20 protein-coding genes are annotated in these 19,409 nt (G+C 68.2%); 17 read left to right on the forward strand and 3 right to left on the reverse strand.

The features are described 5' to 3' along the window. Positions 1-166: 166 nt before the first annotated feature. The gene (locus GKC29_RS17335) at positions 167-1,120 is read left to right on the forward strand and encodes a DUF559 domain-containing protein (protein ID WP_155331828.1); all 954 of its coding nucleotides are present in this window, start codon (positions 167-169) and stop codon (positions 1,118-1,120) included. Between the two features lie 43 nt (positions 1,121-1,163). Here the strand turns inward: GKC29_RS17335 and GKC29_RS30015 are convergent, their stop codons facing one another. Continuing rightward, positions 1,164-1,451, reverse strand: a complete 288-nt coding sequence (locus GKC29_RS30015; RefSeq protein ID WP_230688665.1) for a type II toxin-antitoxin system VapB family antitoxin — start codon at positions 1,449-1,451, stop codon at positions 1,164-1,166. Between the two features lie 48 nt (positions 1,452-1,499). Here GKC29_RS30015 and GKC29_RS17345 point away from each other — a divergent pair, with 48 nt between their 5' ends. Both GKC29_RS17345 and GKC29_RS17350 read left to right on the forward strand, forming a co-directional pair. Continuing rightward, on the forward strand, positions 1,500-2,162 hold the full coding sequence (locus GKC29_RS17345; RefSeq protein WP_230688666.1) for a hypothetical protein: 663 nt from the start codon (positions 1,500-1,502) through the stop codon (positions 2,160-2,162). Further along, a complete protein-coding gene (locus GKC29_RS17350; protein WP_155331829.1) occupies positions 2,162-3,025 on the forward strand; it encodes a hypothetical protein in 864 nt (287 codons plus the stop codon). Before GKC29_RS17345 ends, GKC29_RS17350 begins: the two co-directional genes overlap by 1 nt. Positions 3,026-3,265: 240 nt before the next feature. Here the strand turns inward: GKC29_RS17350 and GKC29_RS17355 are convergent, their stop codons facing one another. Then, a complete protein-coding gene (locus GKC29_RS17355) occupies positions 3,266-3,544 on the reverse strand; it encodes a DivIVA domain-containing protein (RefSeq protein WP_230688667.1) in 279 nt (92 codons plus the stop codon). Positions 3,545-3,857: 313 nt separating this feature from the next. Between GKC29_RS17355 and GKC29_RS17360 the strand changes: the two genes are divergently transcribed. The 9 genes from GKC29_RS17360 to GKC29_RS17400 all read left to right on the forward strand — a co-directional run bounded on the left by GKC29_RS17360 (position 3,858) and on the right by GKC29_RS17400 (position 14,274). Beyond that, entirely contained in the window at positions 3,858-4,097 is a 240-nt protein-coding gene (locus GKC29_RS17360) for a winged helix-turn-helix domain-containing protein (protein ID WP_155331830.1), read from the forward strand. A gap of 46 nt (positions 4,098-4,143) precedes the next feature. Beyond that, positions 4,144-5,241 carry a helix-turn-helix domain-containing protein gene (locus GKC29_RS17365; RefSeq protein WP_155331831.1) on the forward strand — a complete coding sequence of 366 codons (1,098 nt, stop codon included), beginning with the start codon at positions 4,144-4,146 and terminating at the stop codon, positions 5,239-5,241. Further along, positions 5,238-5,786, forward strand: coding sequence for a PIN domain-containing protein (locus GKC29_RS17370; RefSeq protein ID WP_155331832.1), 549 nt, complete (start codon positions 5,238-5,240; stop codon positions 5,784-5,786). Before GKC29_RS17365 ends, GKC29_RS17370 begins: the two co-directional genes overlap by 4 nt. Positions 5,787-5,853: 67 nt before the next feature. Beyond that, positions 5,854-9,426 carry a BREX-2 system adenine-specific DNA-methyltransferase PglX gene (gene pglX / locus GKC29_RS17375; protein ID WP_155331833.1) on the forward strand — a complete coding sequence of 1,191 codons (3,573 nt, stop codon included), beginning with the start codon at positions 5,854-5,856 and terminating at the stop codon, positions 9,424-9,426. Next, the gene (locus tag GKC29_RS17380; RefSeq protein ID WP_155331834.1) at positions 9,423-10,664 is read left to right on the forward strand and encodes a hypothetical protein; all 1,242 of its coding nucleotides are present in this window, start codon (positions 9,423-9,425) and stop codon (positions 10,662-10,664) included. The genes pglX and GKC29_RS17380 overlap by 4 nt, the downstream gene beginning before the upstream one ends. Then, on the forward strand, positions 10,661-11,968 hold the full coding sequence (locus GKC29_RS17385; RefSeq protein WP_155331835.1) for a hypothetical protein: 1,308 nt from the start codon (positions 10,661-10,663) through the stop codon (positions 11,966-11,968). Before GKC29_RS17380 ends, GKC29_RS17385 begins: the two co-directional genes overlap by 4 nt. Before the next feature lie 234 nt (positions 11,969-12,202). Continuing rightward, positions 12,203-12,823, forward strand: a complete 621-nt coding sequence (locus GKC29_RS17390) for a hypothetical protein (RefSeq protein ID WP_155331836.1) — start codon at positions 12,203-12,205, stop codon at positions 12,821-12,823. 104 nt (positions 12,824-12,927) lie between these two features. Continuing rightward, entirely contained in the window at positions 12,928-13,632 is a 705-nt protein-coding gene (locus tag GKC29_RS17395) for a restriction endonuclease (protein WP_155331837.1), read from the forward strand. 60 nt (positions 13,633-13,692) lie between these two features. Continuing rightward, positions 13,693-14,274 (forward strand): hypothetical protein, encoded by a 582-nt coding sequence (locus GKC29_RS17400; RefSeq protein WP_230688668.1) that lies wholly within the window; start codon positions 13,693-13,695, stop codon positions 14,272-14,274. Positions 14,275-14,297: 23 nt separating this feature from the next. On the opposite strand, the gene GKC29_RS17405 is transcribed toward GKC29_RS17400, so the two are convergent. Continuing rightward, positions 14,298-15,665, reverse strand: a complete 1,368-nt coding sequence (locus GKC29_RS17405) for a helix-turn-helix domain-containing protein (protein ID WP_196255638.1) — start codon at positions 15,663-15,665, stop codon at positions 14,298-14,300. A 448-nt stretch (positions 15,666-16,113) separates the two neighbouring features. Here GKC29_RS17405 and GKC29_RS17410 point away from each other — a divergent pair, with 448 nt between their 5' ends. The 5 genes from GKC29_RS17410 (at position 16,114) to GKC29_RS17430 (ending at position 19,385) form a co-directional block, all read left to right on the forward strand. Next, positions 16,114-16,545, forward strand: coding sequence for a YbaB/EbfC family nucleoid-associated protein (locus GKC29_RS17410; RefSeq protein WP_155331839.1), 432 nt, complete (start codon positions 16,114-16,116; stop codon positions 16,543-16,545). Then, positions 16,511-16,852, forward strand: coding sequence for a type VII secretion target (locus GKC29_RS17415; RefSeq protein WP_196255639.1), 342 nt, complete (start codon positions 16,511-16,513; stop codon positions 16,850-16,852). Before GKC29_RS17410 ends, GKC29_RS17415 begins: the two co-directional genes overlap by 35 nt. Further along, positions 16,849-18,087: a WXG100 family type VII secretion target gene (locus tag GKC29_RS17420; RefSeq protein ID WP_155331841.1), complete on the forward strand. Its 1,239-nt coding sequence runs from the start codon at positions 16,849-16,851 to the stop codon at positions 18,085-18,087. Before GKC29_RS17415 ends, GKC29_RS17420 begins: the two co-directional genes overlap by 4 nt. A 44-nt stretch (positions 18,088-18,131) precedes the next feature. Further along, complete coding sequence (locus GKC29_RS17425) at positions 18,132-18,461, forward strand: hypothetical protein (RefSeq protein WP_155331842.1); 330 nt, start codon at positions 18,132-18,134, stop codon at positions 18,459-18,461. 222 nt (positions 18,462-18,683) lie between these two features. After that, positions 18,684-19,385: a hypothetical protein gene (locus tag GKC29_RS17430; protein WP_155331843.1), complete on the forward strand. Its 702-nt coding sequence runs from the start codon at positions 18,684-18,686 to the stop codon at positions 19,383-19,385. The last annotated feature ends 24 nt before the right edge of the window (positions 19,386-19,409 follow it).

Genomic DNA, 19,409 nt, shown 5'->3' on the forward strand with positions numbered 1-19,409 from the left:
TGGCGACTCGACACGCCGAGAAACAGGCAGCCCAGCCGTCAGCGATCAGGGCTCGCCATAGCAGATGGCGACGGTGGGTGGGGGCTGTCCACAGCAGGGCGGGTGTCCACAGGCCAGGGCGGGGTGTGGTTGCGGGGCGGCGGGGCGGGGCGACACGGTCGACGGCGTGAATCCGGTGCTTCGGAAGTTGGTGGAACGTGGCGGCGGGCTGGTGACGCGTGTGGCCGCTGAGCAGGTGGTGCCGGAGTGGACGCTGCAGCGGGCGTGCGGCAACGGCGACCTGGTGCGCGTACTGCCCGGGGTGTTCGTGGCGGCACACCTGCTGGACGGCCGACGACGCGGCATTCCAGCCATCAGCCGCGTCGACCCCGGCGTGGGCCATCGGGCGGTGTCCGCCTGGGCTGCGGGGCGCGGTGCGCTCAGCCACCTCAGCGCCCTTGACGTGTGGGGATTACGTCGGCAGGTTCCCGGGCAACCGCTGCATCTGAGCGCACCAGCCGCGGCGGGCCTGCGCAGCCGGCCGGGGGTCGTCGTGCATCGGCGTCGCGGTTTCGATCTCGAGCCGCCGCAGGTGGTGGCGCGGCGGGGACTCACGGTTGCCCGTCTCGAGCAGGCCCTCGTCGACTCGTGGCCCCTGCTTCCGACCGACGAGCGGCGAGCGCCGGTCATCCGGGCGGTCAACGACCGGATGACGACTCCCGACCGGCTGGTGCTGGCGTTACAGAGCGTGCCGAAGCTTGCCGGTCGAGCAGTCCTCCGGACCCTGCTCACCCGGCTCGCCGAGGGCTGCCGCAGTCCGCTGGAGATCTGGGGGCACGAGCAGGTCTTCACCGGCCCGGGGATGCCCGTGTTTCGCCGCCAGGCGCGGGTACGCGTCGGGCGGCGCACAATGTACCTCGACCTTCTCGCCGAGCGAGAACGGGTCAACATCGAACTCGACGGCGCCACTACCCACGGCAACCTACGTGAGCGGGAGATCGACCTGCATCGGGACGCGCTGCTGGCGACCCTCGACATCCTCGTGGTCCGCTTCGCGCACCGTCGCCTGGTACATGAGCCCGACGAGGTACGCCGGGAAACGCTGGCCATTCTTGCCCGCCGACGCAGCATGAGCGGCTGAGATGTGCACGCCGCGTCCGGCTTGGCCGGGCCCGCTCCGCGGGTTAGGTCGGAAAGGCCGCCCGCCTTGAGCCAGGCGGCGAACTCGCGTCGCTTCTCCCGGCTGACCATGGCCTCGAGAGCGGCGTAGACAGTCGCCTTTTCGTGGTGGTACCGAGGATCTTCGCCGCCACCGCGAGCAGGTCGTCGTCGATCTCGAGGATCGTTCGTGACACGGTCCGAACCTTTCTGTCGGCGGTGGGCTCGATGACATCAAGAACGCCCCCGTTCTTTCGGAGTGAGTCGCGTGCCTGATCGGTGGCTTCCGTCGACGCAACCGGGTCGGTCACCATGGCGATCCGATCCTTTCGTGGAACGAACGCTGGACGGGAGCAACACGGGTGCGAATCGCAGGAGCGGTGCCGGTCAATGCGGTGATGGACGAGCTGCGGGCCGAGCGGATGGTGTTCCACTCCGAGGCTGACTTTCAGCACGCCTTCGCCTGGGCGGTCCACCGTCTCGACGGGACCATATCCGTCCGGCTGGAGGTGCGGCAGGAAGAAGCCGAGTACCTGGACCTGCTCTGCCGTGGTCCGCATGGCCGGACAGCGATCGAATTCAAGTACTTCACCGCCCGCTGGGACGGCGTCGACCCGGGCACCGGCGAGGAGTTCCGCCTCCGGGGCCATGCCGCCACCGACCTGGCCCGGCGCAACTTTGTCTTCGACATCGCGAGGCTGGAGCGCTTCTGCCCCTCCGGGCCGGTGCCGGCGAACGGCCTCGCGATCCTCCTGACGAACGACCGGGGGCTGTGGAACCCGCCGCCGGGCGACCGGCCGACCCGGGACCAGGAGTTCCGGATCCACGACGGCCGGCGGCTCACCGGCACCCTCCGCTGGGGAACCGACGGCCGGCACTTCCTGCCGAACCAGCGCGACCTTACCGGCGACTACCTGCTGAGTTGGCGGGACTATGCGGACCTCCCGGGCCGCAACGGCCGGTTCCGTTGGCTGGCGGTGCCGGTCAACTGCCTTGACACGGCTGCTGTCCACGCCCCAGCCTGATGCCCGGAGACACGCGCTCCCGCCTCGCCAGTGATCCGGCCGCCACCGCCCGCCGGATCGATGAGTTGCGCCGCTACCTGACGGCGAACGTCCTCGCCGAGTCCGGTGCCTGCGTCTGCCGCAGTCTGGACCGCTGCCGGCGCAGTGCCCTCCGCGACCGGGCCGGCGCACCTCGGCCGGACGCCGCCTTCGCCGCCGGTCAGCTCTCCCACGTCGGCCACCACTACGACCTGCGCCTCGACGGCCGGGCGCTGCGCATCCTGATCATCGCCATGGAGACCGGCCGCGCGCGCGAGAACGTGGACCTCGACGAGCGGCGGGCCGAGGTGCTGGCCTCCGCCGACCTCGCCTTCCCGGCCCGCAACCCGCACATGAGGGGCGTCGCCACCGCGCTGCGGCTCGCCGTAGGCGGGGAGCCGGGCCCCGACCGGGAGGGCGAACTGGTCCGGCTGGCTGGCCGGTTCCGGTCCGTGCACCTCTTCGACGCCTACGCCATGGCGAACCTCCGCCTCTGTTCGGCCACGGTCGCCGGCAGCACGAAGTCGCTCGGGAACCCGACCATGAGCCGCAACTGCCTGCCCCACCTGACGGCGACCATCCGGATCTTCCAGCCGACGCTGTGCATCGTGCAGGGCGTCGAGGTCCACCGGACCCTCACCACCGTCATGACCAACCGGCAGCGACTCGGGTCGCATCTCGAACGGGCCCGGATCGCGGGCGTGGACACCCTGGTCGCCGGCTTCACCCACCCGTCCGCGATGCGACTCACCGACCACTGGGGGCGGCTAACGTCCGCGCCGTACGTGCACGGGACGGTCGTGCCGACGCTGCGCGCGGCCCACCAGTTCCACCGCGCCGGGTGAGCTGGCGCGGCGGGGCTGGTTCCATCGCGGGGCGGAGGCCGGCGAGTTGGACGTAGATCTCGCGTTTGGTGATCGCCTCGCCGCGGCGGTTGAGGACGTAGCCGGTCAGCCAGATCCAGCCGTGGTACGTCGGCTGGTCGGACACCGACACGACCCGGAAGGTAAGCGCGCGGTCCCCGGCGAACTGCACCGAGGCGCGGCCGTCGACGATCAGCAAATCGCCGGGGGAGGGGCGCGCGGTCACCAGTGGCCGGAGTTCGGCGGCCGGCACTCGCGGGCGTGCATGGTCTGCCAGTCGCGCAGCGCCCGCTTGAGCCGGTCGTTCTCCTCGGTGAGTAGGCGGACCTGCCCGTGCAGGTCGGCCAGCTCGTCGGCGACCAGCGCCTGGAACTGGCGTACCTCATCGGGGTCGACGCCGCGCCGGCGCGGCGCGAACGCGCGGGTCCGCGCCTCGTGCGGGGTCAGCCGGGCCGGGTGGCCGGTCCCGTAGAGGTGGCCACCTCGGTACACCTGGGCCACGTCGATCCTTTCCGGTGCGGCCGGGAGCGAAGGCTCGGTCGGTAGGTGTGGAAGGGCGGGCCGTCCGCACGCCGGCCGCGGACGACCCGCCCGCTCCGCCGCCGCAGCTCGATTCAGCGGTACGACAGCGGAGCAGTCCGGTGGGTCGGGACGGGCACGCGCACCCGCCCCGACCAGGGGGATGAGCCGAACTCGTTGCCACGCGAGGAGCGGCTCGCGATCAACCATATATGCCTAAGTAGACCCTGCGCAACGCTCGGTTGTCTGGCGAGTGCGTGTCGTGATCAAATTGGCGTGCCACGCGAGGAGTGCCATGCCACAGACACCGGACTACATCCGGATCTCTGACGAGATCGTTAGCGACGTGCGGAGCGGGAGAGTCAAGCCGGGGGAGAAGCTGCCCTCGATTGCCGACATGGCTGACCGATTCGAGGTCAGCTCGTCGACTATCCAGATGGTCTACGTGCGGCTGGAAGCGCTGCGGGTCATCCGACGGCATCAGGGCAAGGGCATCTTCGCCACCGATCCGAAGACCTGGATGCGCGAACCTTGATTGCGTGTGCGCACACGAGCGGCCCTGGGTGTGCGATTATCGCACCATGGCGGAAGACCTGAACTGGCAGCTTGTCGGTGAGCAGGTACGACAGGCTCGTCTGTCGGTGGGCATCTCGCAGCAGGATCTCGCCAGCGCGGTGGGTCTCGAACGCACCATGCTGGCCAAGATCGAAGCCGGCAACCGGCGTCTGGACGGTCTGGAACTCGCCCGGCTGGCGCGCGCGCTGCGGGTGTCCATGGAGTATCTGATCGAGCCCCGGCCGGCCGTGCTCTCCCGGCGAGCCGCGCCGCTGACGGAGGAGACGGACACCGCGGCGGCTCGGTCGTCCGAGCGTCTGGAAATCGCCCTGGTCGAGTGGCTGCGGAACGTGCAGCAGCTCATCGGCCTTGGAGTGCTGCGTCCCCGTCCCATCCTCCGATACCCCCAACCGGTCGCATCCGAGGGCGATGCCAGGCGTGCGGCGGCTTGGGTGCGGAAGCAGGCCGGACTCGGCGACGGGCCGATCGGCAGCATGATGGATGTCTGCGAATGGGCCGGCCAGTGGGTGCTGGTTACCGACTTGCCCGGCGATGGGGCCTCGCTAGTCGACGGGGACATCGCGGTCGCCGTGGTCAGCACCATGGGAGATCCCGGCCGTCGTAGGGCAACCGCCGCCCACGAGTTGGGCCACCTCATCATCGGCGACGAGTATTCGAGCGACCTTGGCGTCAGCAGTTCCCGAGCCGAACGGGAAGCGGCGATCGATGCTTTCGCGGCCGAACTCTTGTTGCCCGTGCAGGCGGTTGTCGCCGGGTGCGGTGCCGGTTCGATGACCCGTGATCGGCTTGTTGAGTTCGCCGCGCGGTACCGGACGTCCTGGTTGTTGGCATTGCGCCAGGCTGAGCGGGCCGGCGTCATCGATGGGTCTACTCGGCGATCCTGGAGTGAACCACGACCCACGCGAGCGGAATTCATGGAGGCGGTGGGGTGGGCTCCGCAGCCCGACCTTGAGTCGGTGCGGGTGCCGCCGACGTACGCGCAGGCGGTGATGGAAGCCTGGCGTGCCAGCCGCATCACCCGCGCCCGCGCACTGGAGTTGATGCATGGTCAGGTCACCGACGCGGACCTGCCGGTCGACGACGACGTGGAGATTGAGCCATGAGCCTGTCGGTTTCGCCGACACCGCTCCTGGTGCTCGACACCATGGTGCTCAGCCACTTCACCCTCGCCGACCGGCTGGACATCCTTCAGGATCTTCTGATTGGCGCGGACTGCTGGACGACGCAGGTGGTCATCGAGGAACTGCGCGCGGGGGCGACCGCACGTCCTGAACTATCTGCTGTCTGCGAGGTCGACTGGTTGAGTCGAGCCCACCTGGACACGCTCGCCGAGATCCGCTGCTTCGCCAAATGGACCCAGCTTCTTGGCGCGGAGGAGCGTGACCTGGGGGAGGCATCGGTACTGGCTGCCGCCGAGCTGCGGGGTGGCATCGCCATCACCGACGACCGGGACGCCACGAAGGTCGCCCGCACCCACGGCGCGCGCGTGCATGGGACGATCTGGCTCCTGGCTGGAGCCTGTCGTGCCGGCAAGCAGACCGAGACGGCCGCCGGGAACCTCATCGACGCCCTCAGGGCTACGGGCGCCAGGTTGCCCTGCTCGGGTGCCGAGTTCCCCGCGTATGCCCGGAAGTACCGCCTGCTGTAACCGCAACCTGCCGCTTTTACCCACTCGGGTAACACCGTCCCGTTGGCGGGACGACTAGAGTCGTCGCGTGATCGACCGGAAGCTGCTCTTGTCCGACCTGCAGAAGCAGGTCAAGAACCTGGAACGGGACCTGCAGGAGCAGGCCGAATCGGTCGAGGAGGTGCGCCTCAAGCTGCGTGGCGAGTACGACCACGCCTTCAAGGTCGGGCGTACCGCCGCCACCTGGGCGGCCTGGCGGGACGAGCGGGTCACCCAGGTCGCCGTTGCCTGGGTGCTCGGCACCGTCTTCGTACGCTTCTGCGAGGACAACGGCCTGTTGCTGGACCCCTACCTGGCCGGCCCGGGGGACCGTCTGGTCCTCGCCGAGGAGGCAGAGGCGCAGTTCTTCCGCGATCACCCCGACCAGACCCTCCGCGACTGGCTGCACCAGGGCTTCGACGCCATCGCCAGCACCCAGGCCGGCAAGTCATTGTTCGACGGGCGGCACAACCCGCTCTACCAGATTCCGCTGTCGCACGACGCGGCCAAGGAGCTGATTGCCTTCTGGCGCCGGCGCACCGAGCAGGGCGACCTGGTGCACAGGTTCCGCGACGAGCTGTGGGACACCCGTTTCCTCGGCGACCTCTACCAGGACCTCTCCGAGTACGCCAAGAAGACCTACGCCCTGCTCCAGACGCCGGAGTTCGTCGAGGAGTTCATCCTCGACCTGACGCTCACCCCGGCGATCGAAGAGTTCGGCCACGACGTGGTCAAGATGATCGACCCGACCTGCGGCTCGGGCCACTTCGTCCTCGGTGCCTTCCACCGCCTCCTCAAGGAGTGGGAGCAACACGCCCCCAACCGCGACCCCCACGAGCGGGTACGCCTCGCCCTCGACGCCGTCCACGGCGTCGACATCAACCCCTTCGCCGTAGCCATTGCCCGCTTCCGCCTCCTGGTGGCCGCGCTTCGTGCCAGCGGCGTGAAGACCCTCGCCGACTCGGCCGGCTATTCCTTCCCTATGCATTTGGCTATCGGTGACGCGCTTATTCGGCACCGCCAACTTGCTCTTTTTGAGGAGACTTCTAGCGATCCGGCAAACTTCCACTATGTCACTGAAGACGTTGATGAACACCCAAGCATCCTTCAGGACGGTCGCTATCACGCTGTGGTGGGGAACCCTCCCTACATCGCGGTAGCGGATAGCAGGCTTAGTGAAATCTACCGCGCCAACTACAGTGCATGCGCGGGGGCCTATACACTTTCGGTTCCTTTCGCTCAGCGTTTCTTCCAGTTAGCTAAGCGATCGAGTATCGGGGCGCATGGTTACGTCGGGCAGATCACTGCAAACTCCTTTATGCGGCAAAATTTCGGCAAGCGGTTGATCGAGCAATTCCTTGGGCGGGAGATAAGCCTCAGCCACGTTATTGATACTTCAGGCGCATATTTGCCCGGTCATGGGACTCCGACGGTAATTCTCGTTGGACGACCGCGGGGAGGGTCTCAGACGGAGGCGGTAAGGGTTGCTCTGGGAATTCGAGGTGAACCGGGCACGCCGAATGATCCGAGCAAGGGTGTTGTCTGGAGTGCCATTGTTGGCCAGATTGATGCTCCAGGATCACTGAGTGATTGGATCGAGGTTGCTGACATCCCTCGTGAGCGCCTTTCTCGGCATCCCTGGAGTTTGAGTGGGGGTGGGGCGAGTGAGGTCAAGTTGCTGCTCGACTCCGCTCCAGGGCCTCGGCTTGGCGATCTTGTTGAGATCGGAACGAGTGCCGTGCCTCGAGAGCACGAGGCATTCGGCGTGGGCGCTGGTCCTCTGCGTAGATCCGCCATACCGGATCGCTTTCACAAGGCCCTGCTCGGGGGCGAGAGTATCCGAGATTGGATGTTCCCAGGCGAGGATGTGGCGCTCTGGCCTTACGACGTAATAAATAAAGAGCCGGTCGTCCATCACACGATCGAGAAGTACCTGTGGCCGGCGCGAGTACTGCTAGCCCGGAGGATGGTATTTGGCGAGACTCAGATCGAGCGTGGACTTCCGTGGACGGCCTACTCAATGTTCTTCGCACGTCGATTCGGTGGCCTGTCGATAAGTTTTCCAGTCGTTTCAACGGGCAACAATTTTGCTCTCGATCGTGAGGAAAGGGTGTTCAAGCAGTCGGCGCCGGTCATTAAGGTGTTGGACGGGTCTTCCGAAGACGACTACTTGCGCCTGCTCGGCTTGCTGAACAGTTCGACCGCCTGCTTCTGGCTGAAGCAGGTCAGCCATAACAAGGGCAGCACTGTGGACTCGCGGGGAGCCCGGCAGACCACGATTCCATGGGAGGACTTCTACGAGTTCACGGGCACCAAGCTGCAGGAGTTTCCGCTTCCTTCGGCGTACCCCCTTGAACTGAGCCGGGAGATTGACGGCCTGGCGCAGCGGCTCGCCACGGTGACCCCGGCGGCGGTCGCGGCCTCTGGCGTGCCCACCCGCGAGCGGCTCTACGTCGCGGAGCGGGAGTGGCATTCGGTGCGTTCGCGGATGATTGCGCTGCAGGAGGAGTTGGACTGGCAGGTCTACTCGCTCTATGGGCTGCTGGACGAGGAGCTGACCGCACCGGCCGGGTCGGTGCCGGAGTTGACGCTGGGGGAGCGGGCGTTCGAGATCGTGCTCGCCCGCAAGATGGCGGCCGGTGAGGCAGAGACGCAGTGGTTCGCGCGGCACGGGTCGACGCCGATCACGGAGCTGCCGGCGCACTGGTCGGACGAGTACCGGGCGGTGGTGGAGCGGCGGATCGCGGTCATCGAGGGCAACCGCAACATCGGGCTGATCGAACGGCCGGAGTGCAAGCGGCGGTGGGCCACCGACGGCTGGGATGAAATGCAGCGTAAGGCGCTGCGGGACTGGCTGCTGGACCGGTGCGAGGCGCGGGAGCTGTGGTACCACCACGTCGACGGCCTCGAACAGCCGCGCCCGCTGACCACCGCCCAGCTCGCCGACGAGCTGCGCCGCGACGCCGACGTGCTCACCGTCGCCGGCATCTACGCGCCAGGTCAGGATCTGGGCAAGGTGATCGCCGACCTGGTCGCCGACGAGCACGTGCCGCACCTGGCCGCGCTGCGCTACAAGGACTCCGGCCTGAGTAAGCGGGCCGACTGGGAGCACGTGTGGGACCTGCAGCGGCAGGAGGACGCGCTGCCCGACGAGGCGACGAAGCGGGAGTTCCGCAAGCAGATCCCGGTGCCGCCGAAGTACACCTCGGCGGACTTCCTCAAGGGCAGCTACTGGAAGCACCGAGGCAAGCTGGACGTGCCCAAGGAGCGGTTCGTGTCGTACCCGGGTGCCAGCCGCGACGGTGACCCGTCGCTGCTGATCGGCTGGGCCGGCTGGGACCACCGCGAGCAGGCGCAGGCCCTGGCGACGCTGATCGTGGCCCGCGAGCAGGAGGACGGCTGGGCCGCCGACCGGCTGGTGCCGCTGGTCGCGGGGCTGCGGGAGATCCTGCCCTGGGTACGCCAGTGGCACGGCGAGTTCGACCTGGAGTGGGGTGCCTCGCCAGCGGACATCTACGTCGGCTTCCTCGCCGAAACCACCAACCGTCTACATCTGACGGACGAAGCACTGACGTCCTGGCGGCCCCCGAAGGCCACCCGCGGCCGAAAGGCCAAGGCATGACGACCGAGTCAGTGCCGACCGGCTTGTGGTCGGCGGACGACGTCGAGGAGTTGACCGAGATGCTGGCGGCCCGTCGGTCCCGGCTGTGGCAGCTCACCCAGCCGGCCGACATCGCAGCGTGGGTGTTCGCCGACTCGGAGCCGGCGCCGCTCGACCCGCCGCCGGCTGCCCTCGACGGTGACTGGGCCGACGGGCTGGATGAGCCGCAGCGCGCGGCGTGGGCCCTGGCCGGGTGGGTGGCCCGAATGACGGTGCCCGAGGCGGCACTGACTGCCGGCGGGCACTGGCTGCTGTCGCGGGTGACCGACGGCCACGGTCCGCTGCTGCGGCTGACTGTCGGAGTGCTGGAGACCCTCGGGGTGTACGAGTCCGGCGAGGAGGTCTGGCTGCGGGTGGCAGCCGCGCCGATCGGGCTTGCGATGGACGCCGGCGCGGCGGACCTCGACGAGTGGGGACGGCGCGGCATCGACATGCGGAACGACCGGACGAAGACACTCGCCGAGGAGAAGCTGCTCCTCACCTGCCCGGACATCGACACGGCGCTGTGGTTACTCCGCCAGCCGCCGGTCATGGCCGCCGCCCGGATGCTCAACGCCTGGGTGGCGGCCGGCCCATTCCCGTTCGAGAGCCGGTACCGGCCCGAGGTCGCCGGTCGAGCATGGCAGGCCGCCGAGACCCTGCTCGCCGGTGCGGCGGCCACCGAGACCGGCGGGGAGCGCGGCTTCGACCGGGAGTACGCGGGGTCGGCAGTGCCGCCCGAACTGCCGGCGCAGCGGTCCTTCGACGCGGACGCCTACCGGGCCGGAGTAAGTGAGCACGATCGGCTGTGCCGCGCGCTGATCGATCACCTCACCGCCGACGGTGTACGGGTTGGTGCCGGATTGCACGGCGTACCGGTGGATCTGGCCTGGCGGGACGCCGACGGGCGGCAGTTCATCGCCGAGGTGAAGAGCGTGCTCGAGGTCAACGAGGTCGAGCAACTTCGGCTGGGCCTCGGTCAGGTCCTCGAATACCGCCACCGCCTCGCGGCGCGCGGAATCGTCGTGGTGCCCGTTCTGGTCGTATCGCGGTGCACGGACCGGGCCTGGCCGGTCATCTGCGGTGACAACCGTGTCATCTTGCTGCAGGGTCAGGGCACTTCGGATTGGACGGCTGCGCTGACGAAAGGCCGCCAGCCCGACGCCGGTGTCGGTGCCACCGCCGGCGCGGACGTCAGTTTGGGGAGGGATAAGGCGTGACCACTGACAACAACGCCCCCGTGCCGGTATGGCCACTCGCTACGGAGGCCGTGAGCGTGCCGAACGTGCTAAGCGATGAGGGCATGACACCGGCCCGACTCGCAGAACTGAGAACAGTCCTGGCAACACTTGCGGATTCCCCCATCGCCACGCTCGAAGCGCATCCGATATCAAGCAGGCTCGAGCGGAACGGCGGGATTCCGCTTCATGCAGCCAGTCCGCTCGCTCAGCAGTTGTCGCACCTCGTGGCTCAGACGGCGAGGTCAGCGCCTCCGGCGCTGAACGTCGCCGCTACCGGTGACGTGCTCTATCGAATGGTGGTACCGGCTAAGGTCGCCGCACAGGTCGGTAGGGGACTTGTCCAGCCTATGAAGGCATCTGCAGGAGGTATTCACAGCGCGCTGGTCAACTCCACCGGCATCGCAGCCCAAGCCAGGTTTGTGCCCGTTGCAGGCCAGGCCGCTGTTGCAGGTGCGGCAACCGGCTCGGCCACCACAGCTGGGGTGGCCGCGGCCAGCGCCGGAGCGTTGACAGTGGCCGCGCCACTTGTGCTGATGGCCGTCGCGGTCGGCGTCAGCGCCTACGCTGATCACCAACGCCAGAAGGCGATCGAGCGGATCACCGACCTCCTGGAGCAGTTGCACGAAGACAAACTCGAGAACGAACGCAGTGAGTTGGACGGTTGTCGTGACGCGATCGACAAGGCGACGTCGGTCCTCCTCGACCAGGGCAGAATCGGTCTGTCGTTAGGGTTGGATTCCTCGTCGTACGCGATCAACACGGCGATCGAACGAACCAAGCGTCGGCTTCAAAAGTGGCAGGATGGGCTAGCTGCGCTGCCCGACGGTCCGGTTGAGCTCGGTGCATTGACGAAAACCTTCTCCGGTATCGACGAGGAAGGCGGCGCATTCCGCGCGCACCTGGAGTTTGCCCGGCTCGCCATTGCACTCAAACGCCGAGTGCTCGTCCTTCAAGCAGTTGAACACGCTCAACTGGTGGAGACGAACAATCCGTTCAAGAGCTTTATCGGAACCTTGCAGGACGACGAGCGTCGCGTCGAAGAGCTGGAAGCGGGCCTGAACTCGGTCCTGCTTCGACTGTCGACTCTCGAGTTGAAGCGTCCCGGTGGCTTCCGAAGCATCATGTTCACGCAGGGCGAGGTCGACGACCTGCTCAAAGCCGCATATCGCCTTCGCGCCTTGGGTGACGGCCTCAACGTGGGGAACCACCGGCCTGACGTTGCGATTGAGATCGAACGGAGCAGTGACGGATCGCTTGTGGTGTTCCCGGCGGTCGCTGCCTGACCGGACGCCGCGCCCCGGCGGTGCTTGGCGGAGGTCGACGGGGCGCCGCGTGTCCGGTAGCTGTTGCTGAGTGGCGAGGACGAGGGGACGTGGGCGGAGCGCCTACGCGCGGAGTCGCCGGTGCGGCAATGAACAACCGACGGGCGGCTGGCCACTTCGGACCATTCTTGGGATGGTTTGCCGCCGCCATCGCTTCGTAGTGTTGCATTCCCACTGCTGGCGGGGAGGTTTCGCGTGCCGAAGCTCAAGGGCGTCTTCTGTGTGGAGGGCGAGTGGGACCGCGACCTGACGAAGCGCCGCTCGGTGCTGCCGACGTTGGACATGCTGGAGCGCCTTGGAAGCCTCAAGCACATTCACAAGAGCGCCGTCACTCCCGAACAGCTGAAGTACTTCCTCGAACAGTGGTCGTCCCAGCGGTACTCCTCGTACGAGGTGGGCTTCTTCGCACTGCACGGGGCGCCCAGTCAGATGTGGCTGTCCAACTCGCACTTCACCAGCATCGACGAAGTCGCGGGCTGGATGTCGGGCCGGTGGCAGGGCAAGCGCATCTACATCGGCGGGTGCTCGGTGCTGCGCGGATCCGACACCTACCTCACCGACTTCCTGTACGAGACAGGGGCGTCGATGATGTGCGGCTTCACGAAGCAGGTCGACTGGATTGAGTCCGCAGCCTTCGAGACGGTGATCCTCGATCGGCTCGTGAACAGCGGCAAGGTCAACAGTGTCGAGCAGCTCGCCTCGTCGGCTCGCTGGGCGCCACTGGCCAATCACCTCGGCTTCCGGGTGGTTTACGCGAGCGGTCACAGCGTCAAGATTCCGTCAATGAGGGCAGCAGATTCGGCGGCGCCCGTCTGAGGAACCGTCGTAGCTGACGGAAATCCGACAGTATCGACGTAGGCCTGTGACTCCTGTCGGACCTGCCCGGCACGCTGAGGCTCCCTCGACCTCGGAGGTGCCGCATGCCGTACGTCAAGGCCCACAAGAGAAGAAGCGGAGCGCGGGTCAGATCGCACCACCGGCGACGCCGATCGAACGTGCGGCGAGTTGCGCGCCGCCGCCCGGCCAGCGGGTCGGGTGCAGGCGGTGTCTGGTTCATCGCCGCGATCGCCGCCGTCGGGATCATCGGGGTCGTGGTGGACTGGATCCAGCGGCACCCGGTTGTGTCCACGCTCCTGGGTGTCTTCCTGGTTGCCGTGCTGATCGCCAGCCTCGCCGTGGCCGCACGGATGAGCAGTCGGCGCAGAGCTGAGCAGGCCCAGCGCGATCGACTGGTGGCGCTGACCGACGGCATGACCGGCCCGCAGTTCGAGCAGTGGTTCGCCCGGATTCTGGCCGCCTCCGGCTTCCACGATGTCCGGGTCTGCGGCGGCTCCGGCGACCGAGGCGCGGACATCCTCGCGAAGTCGCCTGACGGTCGGCGGGTCGTGGTGCAGTGCAAGCGGCAGCATCTGGGCAACCGCGTCGGCAGCGCAGCGATTCAACGCTTCGCCGGCACCTGCCGGTCGATCCACGGCGGGGAGATCTGCCTGCTGGTGACGAACAGTCACTTCACCGCCGGCGACTGCCAAAGGCTGGCCCGCGAGCTGGGGATCGTGCTGGTGGACCGTACGGTACTGGAGATGTGGGCGTGGTCAGGGCAGCCACCCGCAGGCATCCTGTCCTGACTCGTTGGAATGGACGTCACGGGCGGACGGCGTGACCGAACCACGGTGAGGGGAGTGTCGATGAGCCTGCTGGAGACCGTGGTGACGCAGCTGCCGGCGCTGATCGGTGTGGTGGTCGGCACCGTCGGCACGATGATTGCCACGACGGTGGCGGAACGGGCCCGATGGCGGCGCAGCCAGACGGTCCGGTGGGACGAGCGGCGGTTGGACGCGTACGCCGATTTCACACGTGCGGTGAAGGAGATCCACCTGCTGGCGTTGGGGATGCTCAGCGCCCACCGGCCCGGTGCCCGCACGCCGGTGCTTGATCGCGACGAGGGGTTGGCCCGGTTGGCCGAGGCGGATGTGCGGCACACGCTGACCTGGGAGGCGGTCCTGCTGCTGGGTGACGAGGCGACGGTGCGAGCAGCATCTGCGTGGCGTCATGCCGTACGGGATCTCGAGCAGGCGGCGCGGGCCCTGCCGGACCCCCCTGACGATCTCGCGGCCCTCGTCCGACAGGCGGATGAGACACGGGACGGCTTCTACCGGGCGGCGCGAGGTAGCCTCGGCGTCCGGGGCGGCGCCGTCGATCAGTTCCGGCGCCCATCTGTAAGTCCGGCTCCGCCGGGCCGGGCTCGCATTCCCCTAAGCGACCTCTGAGCGCTGTAGCCGCCAGGCAACGGTCAGGACGAGACGCCAACCCGGGTTGCAAGGTCACGCAGGCCCGGCAGCGCACGGCGACGGTCGGCGGTGAGCAGCGCCGAGGTGAGCTGCTGAGCCCACGGTCGGTACCGCACCTCCTGCGGTGCGGTTCTCTCGGCGGCCAGCAATGCTCGGCACGACTCCGCGTACGCCCCTCGGCCGTACAGCGCAAGTGCGTAGTCTTCCCAATAACGCGCGCGGCGCTCGACGCTACCCAGGTGCTCGGGCGGCAAGGAGCGGGCGTACTGGACGGCCGCTCCGAAGTCGCCGAGCGCCCGGGCGACACTCACCCGGTACAGCGCGACATCAGCTACCGCGAAGCCATCGGCCGTGCCGCTGCGGCGGCCCGCTTCGTGGGCGGCGTGGAGCAGATCCCAAGCGGCGTCGCGGCGATCCGCCATCGCGGCTGTGTAGGCCGCGGTGGCCAGCAGCCGTCCGTACGCGGCGACCTGCGGCGTCGACATGAGGCCGGTCGACCCGTCGAGAACCTGGGCTGCGCTGATCAGCGTCTGCTCGGCCCGCCGCCCGTGACGGGTGCGGCGCAGGACGACGGCCGACATGCGCGCCGTCTCGGCGTGCAGCAGAGGATCATCCGCCTCCCGAGCCGCCCGCGCTGCGCGATCCATCGCCGACCAGGCCATCCCGTCCTCGTGCAGTTTGACGAGCACCTGGGTCGTTAGGTGGTAGGCCCGCGCGAGGGTCCCGGCCGCCGCCGCCCGCTCCGCCCCGGATGCTGCCGCATGGCATGCGTTTGCCATCGTCACCAGCTGCGGCAGCCGCGCCGACAGCCGGGCGTAGCGGCAGGCGCGATAGTCGGACCAAGCGCTGGCGAGCGCGGTACGCATCCGGGCGGAATCGATCGGACCGGTCGGCGGTTGGGCGCCGCCGAGGATGACGTCCTCCAGGCTGGTCACCACACCGAGCGGCGGCGTCGCCACGGCCTCCGGACCACTCGCGACCGCCGCGCCGACGAGCCCGGCCAAACCGCCGAGCAGTTCGCGCCGTCGCACCAAATCGACTCCCGCCTCACGCCGTGCTGCTTCATCGCGCACCTTATCGAGTCGAGGTCCGGAATGGTTGAATGCGGGGCCGTCGATGTCCGCCAGTCCGAACAGTTCAGGCGGAATGTCGAAGACGGTCGCCAGTCGGCGCAGCACGCTGACGTCTGAAAGCCGCTGCCGACCCCGTTCGATTCGGGACAGCGTCGCCGCGGAGTATCCGCACCGCTGACCTGCTTCGCTGAGCGTGAGCCGAGCGGCAGTGCGCGCGACGCGCAGGAGCGTGCCGTAGTCGCCGCCGGCTGCCGCCTGCCTCACCTCCGGTAGGTCGAACCACCCGCTCTGGCCCATGGCAGCCTCCCCCGCCGAGCATCCACCCACGAATGTCCGCCGTGAATTTCCGGTCACGCAAACTTCTTTCATCCCACGCACCAACACGGGCGTCAGCCAGTCCTCGGGTGTTGTCCTGGAGTCGGCCAGCGCAGCGCGCAGGGGAGCGGTGATGAGCGGTTTGAGACCGGCCGGCAAGGGTGAAGAGTCCGATGCGATCGTCAGCCGAACGCTCCATTTCGGCGCGTTCGCCGTGTTCGCACTTGTGGTGATCGCGTACCTGGGTGGGGCGGCAACTGCGACCGCAGCGGTCGCGGCTGTCGGAGCCGTCACCGGCGCTGTCGTCAGGCTGGCGACGAGATGCCTCGGTAGGCGGGGCGGGTGAGGTATGCCACGGTGACCATCTCATGACACCGGGTTATGTGCGACTGCATCTGTCGCTAGTGTCACCGGACATGGGGGAACGACGGTGACACATGAATTCTCCGGCGCTGCCGACGCCGCTGAGGAGTGGATGAGGTCCTGGTCGGCCTCGGTTTCCGAGCGTGCGGCGCAGGCTCAGGCCATGTCGCAAAGGGTTGCCGACCTGTCCGTTTCCGCGACGAACGGAGACGGTGCGGTCGAGGTGACCGTGGCGGCTTCCGGGGTCGTCACCGATCTGCGGCTGGGTGCCCGGGTACGGACGTGGCCCTCCGATGAGATTGCAGCCGAGATTCTGACCACCATGCGTCGCGCCCAGGCCCGCCTCGGCGCGGCGGTGGCCGAGATCGCCGCGCAGACGGTCGGCGCCAACTCGGAGAGCGCCCGCGCGGTTGTGGCCAGCTACGCCAACCGTTTCCCGGACCCACCGGATGACCGAGACGACCATGGGCAAGCTTCTCGAGGTCGCGGTGGCTGGTGACCAGCGCTTCGAGGTGGACAGCCTGGAGCTGCATACTCATGCGGGAGCCGTGGATGGTGTAGCCGACGTGGTGGACCAGTGCCGCCGGGCGGCAGCCTCCGTGCACCTGGGCCGTGACGCGTACGGCCGCCTGTGCCAGCTGATCCCGAGCCTGCTCCACCCGGTGCAAGAGGCCGCTGTCGACGCGCTCAACGAGGCCACGGGGGCGCTGCAGGGCACCGCCGATGACCTCCGGTCCGTCGCCGGTCGGTACGACAGTGACGACCGGGGCGTGGCGCGCCTGTTCCATCGTGGGGCCGGGGCGTGACCGACGTCAGTAGTCCCCTCATCGCCCCCCGCGAGGACTCCACCACCGCCTTCAGTGGAGTGTTCATCGCCGAGGACATCGACAGTTTGATGGCGAGCTACGCCGGCGGTGGGTGGATCGATGTGGCGATCGGCGGGGTGGCCGTCTCCATGGACGCTCTCGCCTTCGTCACCGACCCGCTGGGCCAGCTGGTCGCCTGGGGAGTCGGGTGGCTGATCGAGCACGTCAAGCCCCTGTCCGATGCCCTGGATGAGCTTGCCGGCGATCCTGACCAGATCGCCGCCTACGCCCAGACCTGGCGGAATCTCACCACCACCCTCACCGACGCCGCGACAACGTTCGAAGATGCGGTCGGCCGGCAGGTTGCGGACTGGAAGGGTGCCGCGGCGGCCGCGTACCGACAGCACAGCGGCGAGCACGCCGCCATTCTGGCGGCCCTGGGCAGAGCCACTCATGCCCTGGCCGAGATCACCACGGGCGCCGGGCTTCTGGTCGCCATGGTCCGGGCACTGGTCCGTGACCTCATCGCGGAGTTTGTGTCCGTGCTGGCGGTACGCCTCTGGGAGTGGCTCGCGGAGGCCGGCGTCACGCTCGGTCTGGCCACTCCCTGGGTCATCACCCAGGTGACGACGCTCGCCGGCAAATGGGCCGCCCGTATCGCTCGCCTGCTGCATGCTCTGATCGGCAGCCTGCGCCGGCTGTCGCCCATCCTGCAGCGCCTCGGGGATCTCGTCGCGGATCTCCGGACCCTGCTGCGGCGCGTGACGCACCACGGCGCGACGTCGCCATCCGCGCCGTCCAGGGACACACACCTGCTGCACGCCGACGCCGACCCCCTCCGCAAGTGGGGTCCAGCCCGGCAAACCCACCCTGGGGAGTGGGAAGCTGCCATCCGGGACGCCCAGGAAACGGGGGTCGAGGTCTCGTTCCGTGAGGGCGCTCTGGCGTACGGGCCCAGCCCGTCTCCTGGACGGCCGGGGCATCTCGTTCTCGATCCCGACGCGTCGTACGGTGCACTGCTGCATGAGATGCAACACCTGCGGGACGACCATGCCGCCGGATGGGCCGGGATGAGAGGCTGGTTCGAGGACCCGGTCGTGCGCTACGAGAATGAGGTCCGTGCCTACCAGCAGGAAATCCGGTACGCCGAGTCGATCGGTGACCGGGAGTCGGTCGAACGCCTCAACGAGGCGATCCGCGAAGAGTACGTGAAGATTTTTGGAGTCGAGCCATGACGGCGCCGCCCCCACCAAACCTCCCCGTGCCCAATGTGCGGCAGATGACCAACGACGAGCTGGCACAGATGGCGCAGCGGGGAGGCCCGTACCGGGGCAAGGCCGTCTTCGAGCTGGTGGACCGGGCCGGCGCCGACGACGACGCGGCGACGACGTTGGGCGACCTGAGCCGTCTACCCGCGCTCCGCCACGACCGCGTCTTCCACCTGGTCTCCCTGGCCTGGGCCGCGATCATCGGACTGCTCGCCGCGGAGACGCCGTACGCGCGTTCCGTCGCCTACGCGGCGTTCGCTGCCCTGGACGCCGTCGACCAGCGCGACTTCCTGTCGTACGTCAAAGCGGAGCGGATCGAGGAGGCGCATCCCCGACTGTGATCTACGCTGGCTACCTCGCCGAGACAGCCAACTGCCGCGTCTGCGATAGCCCAGCCGGCCGGTCACCCGGTTCGGGAGGCCGTTACAGCTTGCGGCTTGCGTGATTGTCGTACCCGTGGGCTTCTCTTGGGCGAAGAGTGCGCATCCCGATCCTCCGTTTGGCGGAAGTCCGGATGACAACGGTGGGTAGCAGGGGGAGACGTGGCGATAGTCGACTGTGCCATGGCCGACGCCGAGCGACTGGCGGCATATGCGGAAGAGGTGCTTGGCCCTCCCGCCACCTGGCGGCCGGCACCTCCGGGCTACCCGGAGGGCCTGGCTCTGTGCGTCATCGACGCGATCTGGTCGATGGGTGTCCGGTACGCGGCGGTCGAGAACGTCGTCGACTGCTATCGGAGATCACGCCGCGCGGAGGGCGGCGATCCGCATCTGGACGGCGCCTTCGAGCTGCTCCAGCACTACGAGCGAATCGGCGGGCCCGAGCGGTTCGCGACGGAGATGAAGAACCGGCAGAGGGTGTCGACGCGTCCGGGCGCGGTGCTGAAGGCCGCGGCGATTTACCAGGCGGCCCTGGGCCTCCAAGGGGCGGGGATCCAGACGTGCGAGGAGTTGCGCGCCGCGGCGACCGGCGCCGGTGAGGCGCGGGTGAAGGGTGTTTGGCTGGCGGTGCCGGGTCAGGGCTCGGGTATCTCCTGGCGCTACCTCCTCATGCTCGCCGGCCTGCCCGGTGTGAAGCCGGACCGGATGATTCGCCGTTTAGTCGCCCGCGCGCTTGGTCTGCCGGACGTCGCTCCGGACGCTGCCGTCTGTCTGGTGACGAAGGCCGCCGAACTTCTCGCCGTGTCGTCGACGGCCCTTGACCACGAAGTCTGGCGGCACGAACGCAAAAGGCGGCGACGGCGTCGTCCTGATGTCGCCGAATAGTGTCGGAAGCGGTACCGCGACCCG

It is taken from the genome of Micromonospora sp. WMMC415, from assembly GCF_009707425.1.
GTDB lineage: Bacteria > Actinomycetota > Actinomycetes > Mycobacteriales > Micromonosporaceae > Micromonospora.